The organism is Streptomyces kunmingensis, assembly GCF_039533535.1.
Lineage (GTDB): Bacteria > Actinomycetota > Actinomycetes > Streptomycetales > Streptomycetaceae > Streptomyces > Streptomyces kunmingensis.
In genome coordinates this window covers 644,907-664,696 of the sequence record NZ_BAAATS010000005.1, presented here as the reverse complement: position 1 = coordinate 664,696, position 19,790 = coordinate 644,907, and the positions used below count along the sequence as shown (strand labels likewise).

Below are 19,790 nucleotides of genomic sequence, written 5' to 3'. Positions count from 1 at the left end.
GGCCGGTATGCAGACCTCGAAGACGATCGTGGCGGTCAACAAGGACGCCGAGGCCCCGATCTTCGACCTGGTCGACTACGGCGTCGTCGGCGACCTCTTCGACGTCGTCCCCCAGCTCACCGAAGAGGTCAAGTCCCGCAAGGGCTGACCTGTCCCGCTGCTTCGACGGGGCCGCGTGGCGTTCATCGCCGCGCGGCCCCGTCCGCGTACCGGGACCATGCAAGAGGACCATTGACGCCGGTCAGCCCGCCCGTTAACTTCGCTATACGGATTGTTGATTCCGTGAAGCGGAAACAGTGAGCGTATGGAGGGTGCAGGAATGGGTCAGCAGGAGAAGGTGTCGACGAGCCTCGCGGGCGCGGTCAGCGAGGGCATCAGCGCCTCACTCGCCCCGGTCGACGCGGAGCTGGAGCGCCGCTACCCCGGAGACCCAGGCACCCGGCAGCCGGTCCACACGGTCTACGTCCCCGGTGACGCCTTCGACGCGGGCACCGTGCGCTCCTGGGGCGACCAGGCCCTCGCGCAGCTCGACGAGCACGCCCCCGACGCCGCCTCCTTCGCCGCGGTGCTCGGACTGGCCGACGAACTCGCCGGGCCGGTCTACAGCCGCGTACGGGCGAAGCTGGAGCGCGAACCCGTGGAGGACCTGCGCGTCGACTTCGAGGACGGCTACCGCCCCGCGTCCTCGGCCGACGAGGACGAGACGGCCGCCCGTGCCGCGCGCGTCATCTCGCAGGCGTACGAGAACGGCACCGCCGCTCCGTACATGGGCATCCGCATGAAGTGCATGGAGGCCCCGGTCCGCGACCGCGGCATCCGCACCCTCGACATCTTCCTCACCGGCCTCATGGAGCACGGCGGTCTGCCCGACGGGCTCGTGCTCACGCTGCCGAAGGTGACGTACCCGGAGCAGGTCACGGCCATGGTCCGGCTCCTGGAGGCGTTCGAGAAGCAGCACGGCCTCGACGCCGGGCGGCTCGGCTTCGAGATCCAGATCGAGACCAGTCAGTCCATCCTCGCCGCCGACGGCACCGCCGCCGTGGCCCGCATGATCGACGCCGCCGAGGGGCGCGCGACGGGCCTGCACTACGGCACGTTCGACTACAGCGCCTGCCTCGGCGTCTCCGCCGCGTACCAGGCCAGTGACCACCCGGCCGCCGACCACGCGAAGGCCGTCATGCAGGTCGCCGCCGCCGGTACGGGGGTCCGCGTCTCCGACGGCTCCACGAACGTGCTGCCCGTCGGATCGACCGCCAAGGTCCACGACGCCTGGCGCCTGCACTACGGGCTCACCCGCCGCGCCCTCGCCCGCGCCTACTACCAGGGCTGGGACATGCACCCGGGCCACATCCCGACGCGCTACGCGGCCGTCTTCGCCTTCTACCGCGAGGGGTTCGAGCAGGCAGCGGCCCGGCTCGCCGCGTACGCGCGCCAGGCCTCCGGCGACATCGCCGACGAGCCCGCGACCGCCAAGGCCCTCGCCGGGTACCTGTTGCGCGGCCTGGACTGCGGCGCGCTCGACGTCGCCGAGGTGGCCCGGCTCTCCGGTCTCACGCGGGCGGACCTGGAGAGCTACGCGGGGCCGCGCCGCGGCGACCTGACGGTGACCGCCAAGTAGCCCGTACCGAAGCCGATACGGCCCGCCGGGGACAACCCGCCGGCGGGCCGTACACGTGCGTCACGCCGGCGGCAGCTCGCCCGAACCGCGCTGGATCAGCCGCGTGGGCAGCTCGATGCGCTCCGGCAGCAGCGTCGCCCCGTCGAGCTGGCGGAACAGCCGCTCGGCCGCGGTCCGGCCCAGCTGCGCCGCGTCCTGCGCGACCACGGTGACGCCCGGCTGGAGCAGATCGCCCAGCTCGATGTCGTCGAAGCCCACGAGAGCGACACGGCGGTCGAGCTCGGCCAGGACGCGGACCACGGTCACCGTCACACGGTTGTTGCCCGCGAAGATCGCCGTGACGGGCTCCTGCCCCTTCAGCATCTCCTCGGCGGCCCGCCGCACCCGCTCGGGATCGGTGACGCCCAGCGACATCCACCGCTCGTCGACCGGTATCCCGGCGTCCTCCATCGCCGCCCGGTAGCCGCGCAGACGCTCGGCGGCCGTGTGGATGCGCGGCTGGTCGCCGATGAAGCCGATCCGCCGGTGGCCGCCCGCGATGAGATGCGCCACGCCGTCCCGCGCGCCACCGAAGCTGTCGGAGAGCACCACGTCCGCGTCGATCCGCCCGGCGGGCCGGTCCACGAACACGGTCGCGACACCGGCCGCGATCTCCGGCTCCAGATAACGGTGGTCGTCCCCGGCCGGGATCACGACGAGGCCGTCCACGCGGCGCGCGCACAGGGCGAGCACCAACTCCTGCTCGCGGTCCGGGTCCTCGGCGCTCGAGCCGTTGATGAGGAGTGCGCCGTGTGCCCGCGCGACCTCCTCCACGGCGCGGCTCAGCGGACCGTAGAACGGGTCCGCCAGATCCTCCAGGACCAGTCCGATGCTTGCCGTACGTCCCTTGCGCAGGACCCGCGCGCTGTCGTTGCGCCGGAAGCCCAGTGCGGCGATCGCCTCTTGTACGCGGCGCTCCGTGTCCGGTGTGACGCCCGGCTCGCCGTTGACGACCCGGGAGACCGTCTTCAGGCCCACCCCGGCGCGCGCGGCGACGTCCTTCATGGTCGGGCGATTGCCGTAGCGGTTCTCGGTGCGGCGGGCGGTGCGGTCCACTATGCGCTGTCCTGTCCTGTCGTCGCTGACGGGATGAGCCGGCCACCCGGGAGAGGTGACGGACCCGATTCAACAGGGCTCATCATCCTGTATGGGCGTGTGGCGTCGAGCATAGGGCCTGGACAACGTTGTCAGATGCGGGAGAGACTGTCCACCGCTCCGATTCGCTTCCTAGACTTTCCTTCTCCGACCTGCCTTTTCTCCAGGGGATCTGACACTGATGCACATGGACCTCGTCGCCGCGCTCGACATCGGCGGCACCAAGATCGCCGGCGCCCTCGTGGACGACCGGGGCCGCATCCTGGCGCGAGCGCAGCAGCCGACTCCCGCGCAGGAGGACGGTGAGACGGTGATGGGCGCCGTGGACGCGGTCCTGGCGGAGCTGACGGTGTCCGAGCTGTGGCCCCGTACGCGGGCCGTCGGCATCGGCAGTGCGGGGCCCGTGGACCGCTCGGCCGGCACCGTGAGTCCCGTCAACGTGCCGGGGTGGCGGGACTTCCCGCTGGTCTCGCGCGTACGGGAGATCGCGGGCGGCCTGCCGGTCGAGCTCGTCGGCGACGGTGTGGCGATGACGGCCGCCGAGCACTGGCAGGGCGCGGCGCGGGGACACGACAACGCGCTGTGCATGGTGGTCTCCACCGGCGTCGGCGGCGGCCTGATCCTGGGCGGCCAACTCCACCCGGGCCCCACCGGCAACGCCGGGCACATCGGCCACATCAGCGTCGACCTCGACGGCGATCCGTGCCCGTGCGGCGCGCGCGGCTGCGTCGAGCGCATCGCCAGCGGCCCCAACATCGCCCGCCGGGCCCTCGCCGACGGCTGGCGCCCGGGGGCCGACGGGGACGCGTCCGCCGCGGCGGTGGCCCGCGCGGCGCACGCCGGTGACCCGGTGGCCGTGGCCTCCTTCGAGCGTGCGGCGCAGGCCCTGGCCGCCGGTATCGCGGCGACCGCGACCCTCGTCGAGATCGACATCGCGGTGATCGGAGGGGGAGTGGCGAAGTCCGGCGACGTCCTCTTCGTCCCGCTGCGCCGCGCGCTGCGCGACTACGCCACGCTCTCATTCGTGCAGCGGCTCACGGTGGCCCCGGCGTCGACGGGTACCGACGCGGGTCTGGTGGGCGCGGCGGCCGCGGCCCTGCGGTCCGACTCGGCGCGGGGCGAGGTGCAGCGGCAGGCGGTGTGACGGCTGCGGTGGCAGTCCGGCGGACTGGATGACAGGCCGTCAGGAAGTGTGCGGGGCACGCTTTTTCACCCGTATTCCGCTCTGCGGCGGGCGCCCGGGCCTGCCCCGCCGTGCTTGCTCTGTGGCCCGTCCGGCAGAACATGCGTGTGCCCCCTCAAGAGTGAGGGGGCACGCACGGTGTTGCTCTACTTGCCGTCACGCATGGAGTCGCGTGCGCCTTCGGCCTTGCCACGCACCTTGTCGGCGGCCTTGCGCGCGTCGCTCTTCGCCTGGTCGACCTTGCCCTCGGACTTCATACGCTCGTTGCCCGTGGCCTGACCGGCCATCTCCTTGGCCTTGCCCTTGGCCTTGTCCATGGCACTCTCGCCCATGATCGCTCCTTGGTTGGTGAGCTGGGACGAGTGCCACGTTATGAGCGGTCTACGCACACCGCATCCGGAGTGCTCACGCAGGGTGACCTCTATCTGAGGGCCTCCTCCAGGGTCGCGACCGGCCTCAGCGCCTCTGTCAGCCCCGCGAGTTCGATGATGCGGAGTGTCAGACGGTGGCGGCAGACCACGGTGACGCGGCCGCCATGCTCGACGGCTCTGCGGTGGGCGCGCACCAGGAGGGAGAGCCCGGAGCAGTCGAAGAACGTGGTGCCGGTCAGGTCTATCGCCACGACGCGGTAGGGGCCCGCCGCCACTGTGTCGACCAGCGGTGCCATCCGCTGGAAGGCGAGAAGGTCGATCTCGCCGATGAGTTCGACGACGGCGCAGTCGCCGGATGTCCGCACCACGGGAGGGTGCAGGGATTCCTCGGCGCCTGTCAGGTCGGCGGTGCCGTCGCAGTCTCCGAAGCCGTCGGAGACATAGTCCTGTTTGTTGCCCTGTCGCATCGGTCCCCCCGGGCCGAGCACTTGTCCGGCTCCAGGGAGCCGTCCGCGCTGCCGCATGTTTCGTGCGAACGAATGGGGAGGTCGCCGGGGGCTGGGGCGCCTGGTCGGCCACGGTATCGGCATATTCCGCACCGTGTTGTGGCGTAACGATTCCCGACAGCTACACGTCACTTGATGGGGTGAACTGAGCATAAAGTGCTTGACTTCTAAAGAGGCCACTGCACGGGAAAGTCGTTCGACACGCGGAGTCCGGAGCGCTGTGATGGTCCGGCCCGGACCACTTCGTCGTACCCCGTTTTCCTCCAGGAGAAGCCCAGTTGAGCACTGCGCCCGGTCCCGACCGCAGGCCCCGTATCGACACCTCGCTCGTCCGCCGCCTCGTCGACGCCCAGTTTCCGCAGTGGTCCGGGCTGCCGCTGCGGCTGCTCGACCCAGCCGGCTCGGACCACGTCATCCACCGTCTGGGCGATGAGCTGTCGGTCCGTCTGCCCCGGCACTCCGGGGCCATCGGGCAGGCGGAGAAGGAGTGGTACTGGCTGCCCCGGCTCGCCCCGGGGCTGCCCCTGACGGTGCCCGAGCCGGTGGCGGTGGGCCGGCCCGCGCTCGGCTACCCGTGGCCGTGGGCGGTGACCCGCTGGCTGGACGGCGAAGTGGCGACGGTGGAGGGCCTCGGCGACTCGACCGGCACGGCACGCGAACTGGCCGCCTTCTTACGGGCGTTGCGGGCTTTCGACCCCGGCGATGCGGGCGGCCGGGGGGAGGCCGAGGGCGGGGGAGGGGACGGCGGCCGGGCCGACCCCGGTTCCGAACTCGCGGAGCGGGACGCCGGCACGCGCGCCGCCATCGCGGCGGTCTCCGGCGTCTTCGACGCGCCCGCGCTGACAGCACTGTGGGACGCGGCGCTGGCCGGTCCCGGCCATCAGGGCCCACCGGTGTGGTTCCACGGCGACTTCCACACCGGCAACCTGCTCACCGTCGGCGGCCGGCTCAGTGCGGTCATCGACTTCGGCGGCTTCGGCCTGGGCGACCCCTCCGTCGACCTCATGATCGCCTTCACGCTGATGTCCCCGCGCGCCCGCGCGGTCTTCCGCGGGGCGCTCGGCGTCGACGAGGCGACCTGGCTGCGCGGGCGCGGCTGGGCCCTGACGACCGGGCTCTCCGCGTACACGGCGTACGCCGCCACCAGCCCGCGGATCGCGGAACAGACGGCACGCCAGATCCGGGCGGCTCTCGCCGGGTGACCGCGCGGGGGTGCCGGGCGGTTGCGCAGGGCAGGGGGTGTGCTCGAAACACACCCGGTGTGAACGGCGTGTCGCGACGGCGCGGTCGCACACGCTTCTGCCGTCCGCGCGGCTGCGCTTGACTTTGTAGCGGGAACACCGGGAGGCCGGACATGGGCCGGTGGTCCGCCGTCGGGCAGCGGTGGGCGCCCCGGCCTTCCGGGCCCGGCTCCGGGGCTCCTGCCCGCCGTGACATCCCTGAGGCGGCGGTCGGGAGCCCCGTAGAGTGCCCCTGCCATGATCACGGCGGGCGGCCAGGTCGCTTTGTCGACGTGGCAGCTCCGGGGAGGGGAAGTAGCATGGACATTCCGCAGCGGACACGTGTCTCCGCGTACGCGCTCGTGGTGAGGGAGGGGCGCGTCCTGCTCGCCCGTCTCGCGGACAACTCGCCCGTCTTCGCACCCGGGCTGTGGCATCTGCCCGGTGGCGGCATCGACCACGGCGAGCAGCCCACGGAGGCCCTGGAGCGGGAGCTCCGCGAGGAGACGGGCCTGGAACTCGTCGACGCCCGCCTCCTCGACAGCCGGGCGTACACGGTCCGACGGGGCGGCGTGCACTGGCACTTGATCGCCCTGTTCTACGCCGTCGAGCTCAAGGGTGATGTGCCGGAGGTCGTCGAGGTGGAGGGGACGACGGAGGCGGTGGAGTGGCTCCCGCTCGCCGGCCTCGACGAGTCGGCGCTGTCCCCGGCCGCACGGGACGGTCTGCGCCATTTGGCGGCCGGGACCTGACAGGCCCGCGGGGAGCCGGGGCCGGAAGTCTGCCGCGGCGGCGTCCGGATCAGGCCGCCTTCACGATTTCACCGCGGACGGCGGCCGCCCACTCGACGACCAGTACCTCGTACTCCCGGCGCTGCGACTCGCTCAACCGGCCGCCGGAGCGCGCCATGAGGCCGCGGATCTGCTCGTTCAGCTCGTCGGCAGACCGCACGGGGGCACGGCTCTCGGTGGGGATCATGTGAAGAGACTAGCCGGTGCCACTGACAGTGTGCTTCCGACTTATGAACCGCCCGGGTCCACGGGGTGATCAACAGGCGGCGCCGCACCTCTGATTTCGGCCACGGAACCGCCCCCCATCTGCGGCTGGTTTCCGCGGCAGGGTGTTGCGGGCAAGCCACAGGGGGCCAATGGAAGAGGGGGAACCGTGATCGTCTGGGTCAACGGTGCGTCCCGCGCGGGAAAGACCGCCACCGCACGGGAGCTGAGCGATCTGATCCCGAACTGCACGCTCTTCGACCTCGAGGTGATCGACGGCGAGCTGGAGCGGCTGCTGCCGGCCAAGCGGCTCGCCGAGGTCAGCGAGCATCAGGAGCTGCCGATCTGGCGCCGCCTCGTGGTGGACACCGCGGCGGCCCTGCTCGCCGAGCTGGGCGGCGTGCTCGTGGTGCCGGCCGGGCTGCTGCGCCAGGAGTACCGGGACGAGATCTTCGGGGGGCTCGCCGCCCGGCGGATCCCTGTGTGCCATGTGCTCCTTGCGCCGGGGGAAACGATCCTGCGCGCGCGTGACCCCGGGGGCGAACCCCCCGCCGACATCGAGCCCTACCGCGCCGCCCTCGCGGGCTGGCTGACCGCCGACGCCTACCTCGTCGACAACGGGGCGCTCACCCCGTACGACACCGCCGTGCGGATCGCCGCCGCGGTGGGCTCCGGGGACGCTCCCCTGTGCGACATCGTGCAGACCCCCGAACCGAGCGCCGAGACCGTCGCCGCGGGCGTGCTCCTCTTCGACGGACAGGGGCGCGTGCTGCTCGTCGACCCCACGTACAAGCCGGGCTGGGAGTTCCCCGGCGGCGTCGTGGAGCGGGGCGAGGCGCCCGCGCGCGCGGGGATGCGCGAGGTCGCCGAGGAGACCGGCATCCAACTCCTCGACGTACCCAAGCTGTTGGCGATCGACTGGGAGCCGCCCGCGCCGCCCCGCTACGGCGGGCTGCGGCTGCTCTTCGACGGCGGGCGTCTGACGGACGACGCCGCGCGCCAGGTCCTGCTGCCGGGACCGGAGTTGCGGGCCTGGCGGTTCGTCGATGAGCGCGAGGCGGCGGGCCTGCTCCCGCCGATGCGCTTCGAACGGCTGCGCTGGGCTCTGCGCGCGCGGGAACGCGGCGCCGTGCACTATCTGGAGGCCGGGGTCCCGGTCGGCTGACGGCGCCGAGGACGGGCTCTCAGGCCAGTTCGTACGGTGCTGCCGCCGCCCGCAGCACCGCGGCCGACCCGCCCAGCACCGGGTCCCCGTGCCCGAAGCACGCCACGTCGCTGTCGAGCGCGGCGAGCCGGTGGAAGGACGCGACCGCCTGCTCGTGGTGCAGATTGATCACGCCGAGAACGACCTCTCCGGTCACCGGCGAGACGGCCACCGCGTCGCCGGTGAACAGGACGCCGTGCTGCGGGAGTTCGATCGCGATCGAGCCGTCGGTGTGCCCTGGCGCCCCCACCACCCGCGCCCCGCCCGCGAAGTCCAGGACGTCCCCGTCCGCCAACTCCCGTACGCGGTCGGGCCGTACGGGGTGCGTCGGGCGGGGCGGCAGCCGGGCCAGGGCCGCCGCGTGGATCGGCCGCTCCCACTCCTCCATCACCAGTTCGGGCTCCGGGGCCTCGCCCCGCACGTACGGCGCTTCGAGCCGGTGCGCGTACACCTCGGCCCCGCTCAGCCGCGCCAACTCCCCGGCGCCGTCCGCGTGATCCTCGTGATGATGCGTGAGAACGATCCGCCGTACGTCCCCAGGGGCGTGCCCCCAGTCGCGTACGGCCTCGGCGATCGCCTGTGCTGCCCCGGCCGCGCCCGCGTCGATCAGGGTCAGCTCGGTGCCGTCGCGCCAGAGATACGCCTGGCCCACGGGGAAGCGCAGGAGCCGGAGCCGGGGAGTGAGGTCGATCGTGTCCGTCAGCTTGTAGGTCGTCATGGAGCGACCGTACGAAGACCGCGGACACGACCGCGTACTCCTCGGCTCTCGGCAGAGAACCCGTCGGGTCAGTTGGCGGCCGCGTACTTCTGGAGGAAGCGCGCCTCCGCCACCGAGAGCCGCTCCAACTCGTCCGGCGAGACGCTCTCGTTCACCGCGTGGATCTGCGCCTCCGGCTCGCTCAGGCCGATGAGGAGGATCTCCGCCTCCGGGTAGAGCGAGGCGAGGGTGTTGCAGAGCGGGATCGAGCCGCCCTGGCCCGCGTACTGCATCTCCTGGCCGTCGTACGCCTCCGCCATCGCGTCGGCCAGCGCGGTGTAGGCGGGGCTCGTGGTGTTCGCCCGGAACGGCTGGCCCTGGCCGACCTGCTCAGCCTGGACACGGGCGCCCCACGGCGTGTGTGCCTCGATGTGGGCCATCAGCAGCTTCGTCGCCTCCGCGGCGTCCACGCCCGGCGGCACCCGCAGGCTGATCAGCGCACGGGCGCCGGCCTGCACGGACGGCGTCGCGCCGACCACCGGCGGGCAGTCGATGCCGAGCACGGTCACGGCGGGCCGCGCCCAGATGCGGTCCGCGACCGTGCCCGAACCGATCAGTTCGACCCCGTCGAGCACCTTCGCGTCCTTGCGGAACGCGTCCTCCTCGTACTGGAGCCCGTCCCAGGACTCCGCCGCCCCGAGACCGTCGACGGTCGTGGAACCGTCCTCGGCGCGCAGCGAGTCCAGTACGCGCACCAGCGCGGCCAGTGCGTCGGGCGCCGCGCCGCCGAACTGCCCCGAGTGCAGGTTGCCTTCAAGGGTGTCGACCTGGACGCGGACCAGGGTCATCCCGCGCAGCGTCGCGGTCGCGGTGGGCAGGCCGACGCGGAAATTACCCGCGTCGCCGATGACGATCGTGTCGGCGCTCAGCAGCTCCGGGTGCTGCTCGGCGTAGCGCTCCAGGCCGCCGGTGCCCTGCTCCTCCGAGCCCTCCGCGATGACCTTGACATGGACCGGGACCCCGCCGTTCGCCTTCAGGGCGCGGATCGCCAGGAGGTGCAGCAGTACACCGCCCTTGCAGTCGGCGGCGCCGCGCCCGTACCAGCGGCCGTCCTCACGCTCGGTCAGCTCGAAGGGCGGCGTCACCCACGCCTCTTCGTCCAGCGGCGGCTGTACGTCGTAGTGGGCGTAGAGCAGCACCGTCGGCGCGCCCTCAGGTCCGGGCAGGTAGCCGTACACCGACTGCGTGCCGTCGGGGGTGTCGAGCAGCGCCACGTCCTGGAAGCCTTCGGCGCGCAACGCGTCCGCGACCCAGTTCGCGGCACCCTCGCTCTCGATCTTCGGGTACTGAGCGAAGTCCGCCACCGACTTGAAGGCCACCAGTTCGGCCAGTTCGGCCTTGGCCCGCGGCAGCAGGGAGGCGACGGTCTCGGCGATCGGATGCGGCGACATGGGCACGCTCCTCGTAGGTGCGACGTTGTGCAGAGTGTGCCGATGATCCTCCCACAGCGGCTCTCGCGGCGGCCCGCCGTAGGATGCCAGGGAAACGTGCGGCAGGCAGCTGGATCGGGAGCAGTAGACCATCGTGAGCAGCGAGAACTCGACGGACGGCAACGACATGGACGACGAGCGGGCCGACGGCGAGCAGGCCCTGGAGGTGTGGGACGTCGTCGTCGTGGGCGCGGGCCCGGCGGGGGCGTCCGCCGCGTACGCGGCCGCGGTCGCCGGACGGCGGGTCCTGCTCCTGGAGAAAGCGGACATCCCGCGCTACAAGACGTGTGGTGGCGGCATCATCGGCCCGTCGAGGGACTCCTTGCCGCCGGGCTTCGAGCTGCCGCTGAAGGACCGGATCAACGCGGTGACGTTCTCCCTGGACGGCAAGTACGCGCGCACCCGGCGCTCCAGGAGCATGCTGTTCGGGCTCATCAACCGGCCCGAGTTCGACGCCCAGCTCGTCGAGCACGCCCAGAAGGCGGGCGCCGAACTGCGGACCGGCGCCACGGTCTCGCGCGTCGAGCAGCACGGCAGCGAGGTGCCCGACCGGCGCACCGTAGCCGTGGTCCTCCAGGACGGCGAGACGGTCCTGGCCCGGGCCGTGGTCGGCGCGGACGGCAGCGCGAGCCGCATAGGGGCCCACGTCGGGGTCAAGCTCGACCAGGTCGACCTCGGCCTGGAGGCGGAGATCCCGGTCCCGGAAGCGGTCGCCGACGACTGGCGCGGCCGTGTCCTCATCGACTGGGGCCCGATGCCCGGCAGTTACGGCTGGGTCTTCCCCAAGGACGACACCCTGACCGTCGGCGTGATCTCGGCCCGGGGCGAAGGAGCCGCCACCAAGCGGTACTTGGAGGACTTCATCGGGCGGCTCGGGCTCGCCGGGTTCGAGCCCTCGATCTCCTCCGGGCACCTGACGCGCTGCCGCGCCGACGACTCGCCGCTCTCCCGCGGCCGGGTCCTGGTCTGCGGTGACGCGGCGGGGCTGCTCGAACCGTGGACCCGCGAGGGCATCTCGTTCGCGCTGCGCTCGGGGCGGCTCGCGGGGGAGTGGGCGGTGCGCATCTCCGAGGCGCACGACGCGGTGGACGCCCGCCGCCAGGCGCTGAACTACGCGTTCGCCATCAAGGCCGGGCTCGGCGTCGAGATGGCCGTCGGCAAGCGCATGCTGACCCTCTTCGAGCGCAAGCCGGGGCTGCTGCACGCGGTCCTCACCGGCTTCCGCCCCGCGTGGAACGCGTTCGCGAGGATCACCCGCGGCTCGACGACCCTCGGCGAGCTCGTGCGCACGCACCCGATGGCGGGGCGAGCGCTGTCGCGGCTCGACCGCAAAGCGGTCGACTCCTGAGTTCGGTCAGCTCCCGGGTTCGGTCTGCTTTCGAACGCGGCCGACTCGCGTGCTCGGCCGACTCGCGAGCTCGGTCAGCTCTTGAGCCCGGTCAGCTCTTGAGCTCGACCCGGAAGACGGGGTGGTCGGGGGCGATGCGGCGCAGTTCCTCGTCGGACGACTCCGGGCCCACCCCGTTGAAGAAGACGCCGACCTCCGCCTTCCAGCGCTTGAGGTAAGCGCGCAGCAGCGCGGGCTTGTCGTCGTCGGCGACCTCGGTGGCGGTGAACGCGTCGGCCTTCTTGCCCAGACGCAGTTCCCCGCCGCCCGCGGCCCGCATGTTGTGGGTCCACTGCACATGGCCGCGCGGCGCGACGAGATAGGGCTGCCCGTCGACGGTCAGCAGGTTGACCGGCGTGGTGCGCCAGGCGCCGCTCTTGCGGCCGCGGACGGCCAGCACCCGGGAGCCCCAGACGCTGAGGCCCCGGCGGGTCAGCCACGCCACGGAACGGTTCAGGACGTTGACGGTGAACCAGCCGGGCTTCTGCACGTGTGCGTGTGCGGACGTGGACGTGGATGAGGACGTGGACGTGGATGAGGACGTGGACGTGGACATCGGGACCCCCAAGAAGTGAAGTTCGAGAGCACTGCTCTCGCTTGAGAGCAGTGTGCACGAGTTCGGTGATCCAAAGCAAGAGCACTGCTCTCATTTCGGCGCGGCGCTCCGAAACGCGGTCACTGTTCCGAAACACGTGCACTGCTCCGAAACGTGTGCGGTGCTCCGCCTCCATGCGACACTGTCCCCATGACTACGAGCCGCAGCACGCCCCCAGGCGCACGCGCCACACAGGGAGCCCGCGCCCGCGCGCGGCAGGAAGTCACCGCCGCCATCAAGGACGAAGCGCGCAGGCAGCTCGCCGCCGACGGCGCCGCCAAGCTCTCGCTGCGCGCCGTAGCCCGCGAGCTCGGCATGGTCTCCTCGGCCCTGTACCGCTACTTCCCCAGCCGCGACGACCTGTTGACGGCACTGATCATCGACGCCTACGACTCCCTGGGCGCGGCCGCCGAGGAAGCGGACGCCGCGTTCCGTGCGATCGGCGAGGCCGGAGAGGCGGGCGAGGGGCCTACGCCGGCCCGCCGCTGGGTCACTGTGTGCCAGGCCGTGCGGGCATGGGCGCTGGAGCACCCGCACGAGTACGCGCTCATCTACGGCTCGCCCGTACCCGGTTACACCGCCCCCGCGACGACGGTCCCGGCCGCTTCCCGGGTCGGCCTGCTGCTCATCGCCATCCTCCGGGAGGCCTACGAGGGCAAGGGTGTGGCGCTGCCGCCGCTGACGCCCGGGGTGCGGGCCGAGGCGGACAGGATCGCCGCGGATCTCGCGCCGGACCTGCCGCCGGAGGTGATGACCGCGCTCGTCGCCGCGTGGGCCCAGCTGTACGGGCTCGTCGGGTTCGAGGTGTTCGGCCAGTTCAACAAGGTCGTCGAGGACCGTGCCGCGTTCTTCACCCATGCCGCGACCGGGCTCGCCCACGGCGTAGGCCTGGTGAAGTAGCCGGACCCGGAAGCACCGGCCCGCATACGTCCCGACGTACTCCCCGACCTACCTGCCGACGTACTCCACGGCGTACTCCCAGGGAAGTACGTGTGATCACCTCGCCCGGCGGACGCCCCGCGCGGTCCCTGCGCCTTAGCGTGGCGGCATGGACGAGCAGCGAGTGGGCGACGGCGGCCCGGGCCGGGCATGGGGCGGGCCGCCGTGGCTGCGGCACGGACCGCGCCGGGGGAGCGCGTGGTGGGGCGCAGGCGGTGGCGACCGATGGCCGTGGCGTTCCACGGCGCTGGTGACCCTCTCCGTCCTGATCGGCTCGAACTACGCGGGGCGTCACCAGAGCGGCCGCACCGACCTGGACGCGTACGGGCGGCTGTTGCTGCTCGCGGGCTGCCTGCTGTTGCTGTGGCGGCACCGGCATCCGGTGACCGTCGCGTTCGGCACGGCGGTCTGCGCGACGGTCTACCTCGGCTGCGGCTACCCGTACGGGCCGGTGTTCCTCATGGTGGCGCTGGGATGCTTCGCGGCGATCGTCGCCGGGCGCAGGCGCGCGGCATGGTGCGCCGTCGGACTGTTCTGGCTCGGGCACCTCCTGGTGACGCACTGGCTGTACGCGCGGCTGCCGCCGTCCACCGACGGGCCCGGGTCCTGGGGGCAGGAGGGAGTCGTCGCCGCGTGGGTCCTCGCCGTCGTGGCCGTCGCCGAACTCACCCGGGTGCGGCGCGAGCAAGGGGAGCAGAAACGGGTCGAGCGCGAGCGGGCCGCGCGGCGGCGGGCCGATGAGGAGCGGCTGCGCATCGCCCGTGAGCTGCACGACGTACTCGCGCACTCCATCTCGGTGATCAACGTGCAGGCGGGTGTCGGGCTCGCCCTGCTCGACTCGGACCCGGAACAGGCCCGGACCGCGCTAACCACCATCAAGGAGGCGAGCAAGGAAGCGCTGGGGGAGGTGCGGCAGGTACTCGACACGCTCAGGGCGCCCGGGGACGCGCCGCGGGCGCCCGCGCCGGGGCTCGACCGGCTGCCCGAGCTCGTCGAGCAGGCGGCCGGAGCGGGACTCACCGTCGACGTACGCACGGACGGGAAGCGGCCGGCGCTGCCGCCGGGCGCCGATCTCGCCGCGTTCCGGATCGTGCAGGAGGCGCTCACCAACGTCGTACGGCACTCCGGTTCGCGCCGGGCCCGGGTCCAACTGCACTACACGAAAAGCCTGTTGACGCTCACCGTCGACGACGACGGTCCCGCGAGCCAGGCCGACGCGGGCGGCAGCGGCAACGGGCTCGCCGGAATGCGGGAGCGGGCCGCCGCCCTCGGTGGCACGATCGAAGCGGGCCCGCGCCCCGACGGCGGCTTCCGCGTCGTCGCCGAACTGCCGCTCACCGCCACGCCATCGGCACCCTCGTCTCCACCTCCTCCTCTACCTCCTCCTCTACCTCCACCTCCTCCGCCACCTTCTTCCGCATCCTCGTCATCGGAGGCCCCCCGTTGATCCGCGTACTGCTCGCAGACGATCAATCGCTCGTCCGCGCCGGATTCAAGGCGCTGCTCGACGCGCAGAGCGACATCGAGGTCGCGGGCGAGGCCGCCGACGGCGAGGAGGCGGTGCGCGCGGTACGCGAACTGCGGCCCGACGTCGTCCTCATGGACATCCGGATGCCGCTCCTCGACGGGCTCGCCGCGACTCGCCGGATCGGGGAGGACGCGGAGCTGCGCGCGGTGAAGGTGGTCATGCTCACCACCTTCGAGCTCGACGAGTACGTCTTCGAGGCGATTCGTTCCGGCGCCTCCGGGTTCCTCGTCAAGGACACGGAGCCGGAGGAACTGCTGCGCGCCGTACGAGCCGTCGTGCACGGGGACGCGCTGCTCTCGCCGGGTGTCACCCGGCGTCTGATCGCCGAGTTCGCGGTCCGGTCCAAGGAGCCGGCGGCCGACGCGTCGCTGGCCGGACTGACCGAGCGGGAGCGGGAGGTGATGGCGCTCGTCGGTATCGGTCTGTCCAACGACGAGATCGCCCGCCGGCTGGTCGTCAGCCCGCTCACCGCGAAGACCCACGTGAGCCGCACCATGGTCAAACTGGGCGCCCGGGACCGCGCCCAACTGGTCGTCCTCGCCTACGAGTCGGGCCTGGTACGGCCCGGCTGGCTGGGCTGACCGTGGCGGACCCGGGGCGTGTGCCCCGGGCCCGGCGTCGGTGCCGGTGTCAGTCGCGCAGGGCGAGTCGCGCCTCCTCGGCCTCCTGCTGCACGGACTTGATGACGACGACGGTGTCCTGGGCGCGACGCGTGCGCAGGCCGGTCAGTGTCGCCAGCAGGCCCACGAGAGCGACGGCGGTGACCACCAGCAGGCCGGGGCGGAAGCTGTCCAGGAGCGCCTGGGGCGAGGAACCCTCGGGGGCGTTCGCGGTGATCACGGCGGTCACCACCGCGAGGAAGATCGCGCCGCCGACCTGCACGGAGGTGTTGAGCAGACCGGAGACCATGCCCTGCTCGTCGTCGTGCACGCCGTTCGTGGCCTGGATGTTGAGGGACGGGAAGACCAGGGCGCAGGCCGCGCCGATCAGCAGCATCGTCGGCAGGATGACGGCCGCGTAGACCGGATCGAGGCTGATGCGCAGGAACAGGGCGTAGCCGAGCACCATGAGGGCGAAGCCCACGGCGATCACCCGGGGTGTGCCGAAGCGGTCCACGATCGCGCCGACCTTCGTGGACGACAGGGCCACCAGGGCGCCCGCCGGCAGGAACGCCAGGGCCATGCTCAGCGCGGACCAGCCGAGCAGCGACTGGAGGTAGAGGGTCGCCAGGAACTGGAAGCTGACGTAACTGCCGAAGAAGGTCATCGCGCCGATCTGGGCGCGGATCTGGGAGCCGGAGCGCAGTACCCCGAGCCGGATCAGCGGTCCGGGCGAGCGGCGCTCGATGCGGACGAACGCAGTGAGCAGCACGGCGACGGCGAGGAAGGACAGCAGGGTGCGGGCCGATCCCCAGCCGGCCTCCGGTGCCTGGACCACGGTGAAGACCAGCAGCAGCATGGCGAGCGTGCCGGTGATGGCGCCGGGGATGTCGTAGCCGCGGTGGTTCTCCTCCTTGGCGCTGTGCGGGATCAGCTTGAGACCGAGGAACAGCGCGATCACGGCGATCGGGGCGGGCAGCAGCATGGTCAGACGCCAGCTCGCCTCCGTCAGCAGGCCGGACAGGACGAGACCCATGGAGAAGCCGGTGGCGGCGCAGGTGGTGTAGATGGACAGGGCGCGGTTGCGGACCGGGCCCTCGGCGAACGTCGTCGTGATGATCGACAGTCCGGCGGGCGCGGTGAAGGCGGCGCTCAGGCCCTTGATGAAGCGGCTGGCGATGAGCAGCGGCCCGGAGTCGACGAGTCCGCCGAGCAGCGACGCCACCGCGAAGACGCCGAGCGCGATGAGGAAGACGCGGCGGCGCCCGAGCAGGTCGGCCGCGCGGCCGCCGAGCAGCAACAGGCCGCCGTAGCCGAGGATGTAGCCGCTGACGACCCATTGCAGCGTCGAGGTCGACAGGCCCAGTTCCGAGCCGATCGAGGGCAGGGCGACGCCGACCATCGACACGTCGAGCGCGTCGAGGAACATCGCGGCGCAGAGGACGAGCAGGGTCCCCCACAAGCGGGGCGACCAGTGCCCCTGATCCTGCGCGGACGGCTCCGGGGACGACGGAGCGGTGGTGAGCGGAGAAGTCATGCGCAGCACGGTACATGCGCATGCATTGAATGCAAGTGCATTTAATGCCGATGCAACAAAAGGCGTTTTTCTGCTACGGTGCGCTCATGGCGGCACAGAAGTCGGAAGCGGGGGCCGCGTCGGGCCTCGTGGGGCAGTGGCGGGACATCCTGGCGGTACACGCGCGCACGATGTGCGAGCTCGACCGTGAGCTGCATCAGCACGGCCTGGGCGCCAGCGACTTCGAGGTCCTCGACGTGCTCGCCGAAGGCAGCGCGGAGGACGGCACGTCGGGCTTTCGGGTGCAGGAGATCGCCACGCAGGTCCATCTGAGCCAGAGCGCCCTGTCCCGCCTCATCGGACGCCTCGAGAAGGACGGGCTCGTGGAGCGCGGCATGTGCAGCGAGGACCGGCGCGGGGTGCGGGTCTGTCTCACCCCGAAGGGCCGCGAACTGCACGGCGAGGTACGGCCGTTGCAGCGGGCCGTCCTGAGCCGGATGCTGGAGCCCGGCGCCTGACGGCCCCCGCTGTGCCCGTTGTCTGCCGGCCTCCGCTGTGCCCGATGTCTGACGACCCCCGCCGTGCCCGATGTCTGACGGCCCCCGGCCGTGGTCCGTCGCGGTCCCGGTCAGCCCCAGGTGATCGCCGAGCGCTCCCGCCACAGCGCGGCCACCGTCGCGTCGCCCGTCAGGGACGGGAACGGCAGCCGGTTCCACAGCGACAAGTAGAGACGTGCGGCCGGGCCCGCCAGTTCGCAGTCCGCCTCGCCCGCCTCACCCCGCTCGGTCACCGGCGGGTCCTGCGAAATGCGTACCGTCCAGGTCGCGTCCGCGTCCGTCGCGCGTACCCGCAGCACCTTGGGTTCGGCGGAACGCACCCGGCTCTTCTGCCGGGCGTGCATCCCGCGCAGGAGTTCCTCGATCCCGTCGACCGCGACGTCCTCGGCGATCGGGTCCGGCGCGGTCGCCAGCGCCGACTGCGCGTCCACGCGGTGCACCGTCGTCTCGTGGGCCTGCCGCCGCGCCCAGAAGGCGAGCGGCGACGGCGCCGGCAGGAACGCCCAGCACGACACGTCCGGCGGCGCCTGCGTCAACGTGTCGACCAGATACGTGTGTCCCTGGCGGAACCAGTCGAGCAAGGGCTCCCCGTCGAGATCGGGCAGCCCTCCGTCGGGGTGGAACCCCTGGTGCCCCTCTGCGACGAACGCCGCGGCCCAGCGGTGCACCATGCCCGTGTGCCGCAGCAGGTCACGGATCTGCCAGTCCGGGCAGGTCGGCACCTTGGCGTCGACGCCCGCCCGTTCGGCGGCCACCGCGAGCCGCCGGCCCTCCGTGTCCAGGACATGTAGGTGCTCCGCAATCTCCATGGGGCGAGTGTGCCGGGTGAAGTGCGCCCGGCGGCAGGGATTTCGAACAATGAGACGCGTACCCCGGGACCGTCAGGCCGCGGCCGCGTGGCGCGTCGTGAAGCCGATCGTCGCCGCCACCGCCGCGAGCAGCGCCACGCTGGTCAGGGCCGTCGGCAGGGAGAACCAGTCCGCCATGAAGCCGATCGCGGGCGGCCCGAGCAGCATGCCGCCGTAGCCGAGGGTCGACGCCGCGGCGACCCCGGTCGGGCCGGCCAGCGCCCCGGCCCGCTCGACCGCGACGGGGAAGATGTTCGCCAGGCCGAGCCCGGTCACCGCGAAACCGATGAGGGTCAGCCACACCGAGGGCGCGAGCGAGCCGAGCAGCATTCCGGCCGCGCCGGTCGCCCCGCCGTACACCACCGTCCGGGTCCGGCCGAGCCGTTCGAGCAGCGTCGTCCCGGAGAGTCGGCCGATCGTCATGGCGAACGCGAAGCAGGAGTAACTGGCGGCGGCGACGCCCGGGTGGGCGTGCAGGTCCTGTTCCAGGTGCAGCGCGCTCCAGTCGGCCAGGGCCCCTTCCCCGTACGCCGTGCACAGGGCGATGAGCCCGAAGACGAGAACCAGGCCCCGGGTCCGGCCGCCGGCGCGGCGGGTGGCGTCGGCGGCCGTCGCACGTACGTGCGGCACCTTGGGTTCGGCGTCACGGGCCCGTTCCGCGGGGCGCGGCGGTGTGTGGCGCAGCAGGGCCGGGGCGGCCGCCGCGGTGACCACGAGCCCGATCACGGTGATGGCCAGCAGATGCCGGGTGGGGGAGAGGTGCCCCGCGACCAGTCCGCCGAGGCCGGATCCGACCATGCCGCCGAGGCTGAACGCGGCGTGGAAGCTCGGCATGACCGGCCGGCCGAGCGCGGCCACGAGGTCGACGGCCGCGCTGTTCATCGCCACGTTGATCCCGCCGTACGCCGCTCCGAACAGCAGCAGGACGAGACCGAGGGTGAGCGGCGAGTGCGTCAGCGGAGGCAGGGCGACGGTGAGGGGGAGGAGCACGGCGCAGGCCACGGTCACCGCATGGCTGCCGAACCGGCGGCACAGCCCGCCCGTCAGCATCATCGTCACGACCGCGCCCGCCGACACCCCCAGCAGCGCGAGCCCGAGCGCGCTGGCGGATGCCCCCGTCTGCTCCTTGATCGCGGGGATGCGCACCACCCAGCCCGCGAAGACGAAGCCGTCGAGGGCGAAGAAGACGGTGATGACGGTACGCAGGCGGGACAGGGGCGAGGAGTGCGGTCCGTCGGCGCTGACGGACCGGAGTTTGTTCAGTAGCGGCACAAAGTCAGAGTAGAGCGGGGGTTCCGTTCGGGACAAGGGGGTTGCTGAGGGGGTACGGCACGCGAAAGGCGCGCGGGGTGTGGGCTCCGCGCGCCTTGCTCGGTCCGAAGACCGGTTCTACGACCGCCTGT

General features: G+C 72.2%; 20 protein-coding genes and 1 pseudogene. 11 read left to right on the top strand and 10 right to left on the bottom strand.

Annotated elements, in window-relative coordinates; translation table 11 throughout:
* Positions 1–148, top strand: a pseudogene (locus ABD366_RS08225) (electron transfer flavoprotein subunit alpha/FixB family protein); the annotation flags it as partial.
* Positions 149–319: 171 nt separating this feature from the next.
* On the top strand, positions 320–1,618 hold the full coding sequence (locus ABD366_RS08220) for a DUF6986 family protein (protein ID WP_324767300.1): 1,299 nt from the start codon (positions 320–322) through the stop codon (positions 1,616–1,618).
* Between the two features lie 60 nt (positions 1,619–1,678).
* Here the strand turns inward: ABD366_RS08220 and ABD366_RS08215 are convergent, their stop codons facing one another.
* Complete coding sequence (locus ABD366_RS08215; protein ID WP_324767297.1) at positions 1,679–2,713, bottom strand: LacI family DNA-binding transcriptional regulator; 1,035 nt, start codon at positions 2,711–2,713, stop codon at positions 1,679–1,681.
* Between the two features lie 220 nt (positions 2,714–2,933).
* Here ABD366_RS08215 and ABD366_RS08210 point away from each other — a divergent pair, with 220 nt between their 5' ends.
* Positions 2,934–3,896, top strand: a complete 963-nt coding sequence (locus ABD366_RS08210) for an ROK family protein (protein ID WP_324767295.1) — start codon at positions 2,934–2,936, stop codon at positions 3,894–3,896.
* 185 nt (positions 3,897–4,081) lie between these two features.
* On the opposite strand, the gene ABD366_RS08205 is transcribed toward ABD366_RS08210, so the two are convergent.
* Together ABD366_RS08205 and ABD366_RS08200 are read right to left on the bottom strand one after the other, a co-directional pair.
* Entirely contained in the window at positions 4,082–4,267 is a 186-nt protein-coding gene (locus ABD366_RS08205; protein WP_324767294.1) for a CsbD family protein, read from the bottom strand.
* An 89-nt stretch (positions 4,268–4,356) separates the two neighbouring features.
* Positions 4,357–4,773 carry an STAS domain-containing protein gene (locus ABD366_RS08200; RefSeq protein WP_324767293.1) on the bottom strand — a complete coding sequence of 139 codons (417 nt, stop codon included), beginning with the start codon at positions 4,771–4,773 and terminating at the stop codon, positions 4,357–4,359.
* 317 nt (positions 4,774–5,090) lie between these two features.
* Between ABD366_RS08200 and ABD366_RS08195 the strand changes: the two genes are divergently transcribed.
* Together ABD366_RS08195 and ABD366_RS08190 are read left to right on the top strand one after the other, a co-directional pair.
* Positions 5,091–6,014, top strand: coding sequence for an aminoglycoside phosphotransferase family protein (locus tag ABD366_RS08195; protein WP_324767292.1), 924 nt, complete (start codon positions 5,091–5,093; stop codon positions 6,012–6,014).
* Positions 6,015–6,352: 338 nt separating this feature from the next.
* Complete coding sequence (locus tag ABD366_RS08190) at positions 6,353–6,784, top strand: NUDIX domain-containing protein (RefSeq protein ID WP_324767291.1); 432 nt, start codon at positions 6,353–6,355, stop codon at positions 6,782–6,784.
* A 49-nt stretch (positions 6,785–6,833) separates the two neighbouring features.
* On the opposite strand, the gene ABD366_RS08185 is transcribed toward ABD366_RS08190, so the two are convergent.
* Complete coding sequence (locus ABD366_RS08185) at positions 6,834–7,010, bottom strand: hypothetical protein (RefSeq protein ID WP_324767290.1); 177 nt, start codon at positions 7,008–7,010, stop codon at positions 6,834–6,836.
* Between the two features lie 186 nt (positions 7,011–7,196).
* On the opposite strand from ABD366_RS08185, the gene ABD366_RS08180 reads away from it, so the two are divergent.
* Entirely contained in the window at positions 7,197–8,192 is a 996-nt protein-coding gene (locus ABD366_RS08180; protein ID WP_324767289.1) for an NUDIX hydrolase, read from the top strand.
* Between the two features lie 19 nt (positions 8,193–8,211).
* On the opposite strand, the gene ABD366_RS08175 is transcribed toward ABD366_RS08180, so the two are convergent.
* Positions 8,212–8,949: an MBL fold metallo-hydrolase gene (locus tag ABD366_RS08175; protein WP_324767288.1), complete on the bottom strand. Its 738-nt coding sequence runs from the start codon at positions 8,947–8,949 to the stop codon at positions 8,212–8,214.
* 68 nt (positions 8,950–9,017) lie between these two features.
* Positions 9,018–10,379, bottom strand: a complete 1,362-nt coding sequence (locus tag ABD366_RS08170) for a dipeptidase (RefSeq protein ID WP_324767286.1) — start codon at positions 10,377–10,379, stop codon at positions 9,018–9,020.
* A gap of 166 nt (positions 10,380–10,545) precedes the next feature.
* On the opposite strand from ABD366_RS08170, the gene ABD366_RS08165 reads away from it, so the two are divergent.
* A complete protein-coding gene (locus ABD366_RS08165) occupies positions 10,546–11,766 on the top strand; it encodes a geranylgeranyl reductase family protein (protein ID WP_324767299.1) in 1,221 nt (406 codons plus the stop codon).
* A gap of 91 nt (positions 11,767–11,857) precedes the next feature.
* Here the strand turns inward: ABD366_RS08165 and ABD366_RS08160 are convergent, their stop codons facing one another.
* Positions 11,858–12,361, bottom strand: coding sequence for a nitroreductase family deazaflavin-dependent oxidoreductase (locus ABD366_RS08160; RefSeq protein ID WP_324767285.1), 504 nt, complete (start codon positions 12,359–12,361; stop codon positions 11,858–11,860).
* Positions 12,362–12,550: 189 nt separating this feature from the next.
* Here ABD366_RS08160 and ABD366_RS08155 point away from each other — a divergent pair, with 189 nt between their 5' ends.
* From ABD366_RS08155 to ABD366_RS08145, 3 genes are all read left to right on the top strand, one after another.
* A complete protein-coding gene (locus tag ABD366_RS08155) occupies positions 12,551–13,300 on the top strand; it encodes a TetR/AcrR family transcriptional regulator (RefSeq protein ID WP_324767284.1) in 750 nt (249 codons plus the stop codon).
* A gap of 148 nt (positions 13,301–13,448) precedes the next feature.
* Positions 13,449–14,786: a sensor histidine kinase gene (locus tag ABD366_RS08150; protein ID WP_324767283.1), complete on the top strand. Its 1,338-nt coding sequence runs from the start codon at positions 13,449–13,451 to the stop codon at positions 14,784–14,786.
* Entirely contained in the window at positions 14,783–15,448 is a 666-nt protein-coding gene (locus ABD366_RS08145; RefSeq protein WP_324767282.1) for a response regulator transcription factor, read from the top strand. Before ABD366_RS08150 ends, ABD366_RS08145 begins: the two co-directional genes overlap by 4 nt.
* Positions 15,449–15,497: 49 nt before the next feature.
* Here ABD366_RS08145 and ABD366_RS08140 read toward each other — a convergent pair whose 3' ends face one another.
* Positions 15,498–17,003, bottom strand: a complete 1,506-nt coding sequence (locus tag ABD366_RS08140; protein WP_324767281.1) for an MFS transporter — start codon at positions 17,001–17,003, stop codon at positions 15,498–15,500.
* 86 nt (positions 17,004–17,089) lie between these two features.
* On the opposite strand from ABD366_RS08140, the gene ABD366_RS08135 reads away from it, so the two are divergent.
* Entirely contained in the window at positions 17,090–17,500 is a 411-nt protein-coding gene (locus ABD366_RS08135) for a MarR family winged helix-turn-helix transcriptional regulator (RefSeq protein ID WP_324767280.1), read from the top strand.
* A gap of 110 nt (positions 17,501–17,610) precedes the next feature.
* On the opposite strand, the gene ABD366_RS08130 is transcribed toward ABD366_RS08135, so the two are convergent.
* Positions 17,611–18,348 (bottom strand): maleylpyruvate isomerase family mycothiol-dependent enzyme, encoded by a 738-nt coding sequence (locus tag ABD366_RS08130; RefSeq protein WP_324767279.1) that lies wholly within the window; start codon positions 18,346–18,348, stop codon positions 17,611–17,613.
* A gap of 72 nt (positions 18,349–18,420) precedes the next feature.
* Positions 18,421–19,659 carry an MFS transporter gene (locus ABD366_RS08125; RefSeq protein ID WP_324767278.1) on the bottom strand — a complete coding sequence of 413 codons (1,239 nt, stop codon included), beginning with the start codon at positions 19,657–19,659 and terminating at the stop codon, positions 18,421–18,423.
* Positions 19,660–19,790: the final 131 nt, after the last annotated feature.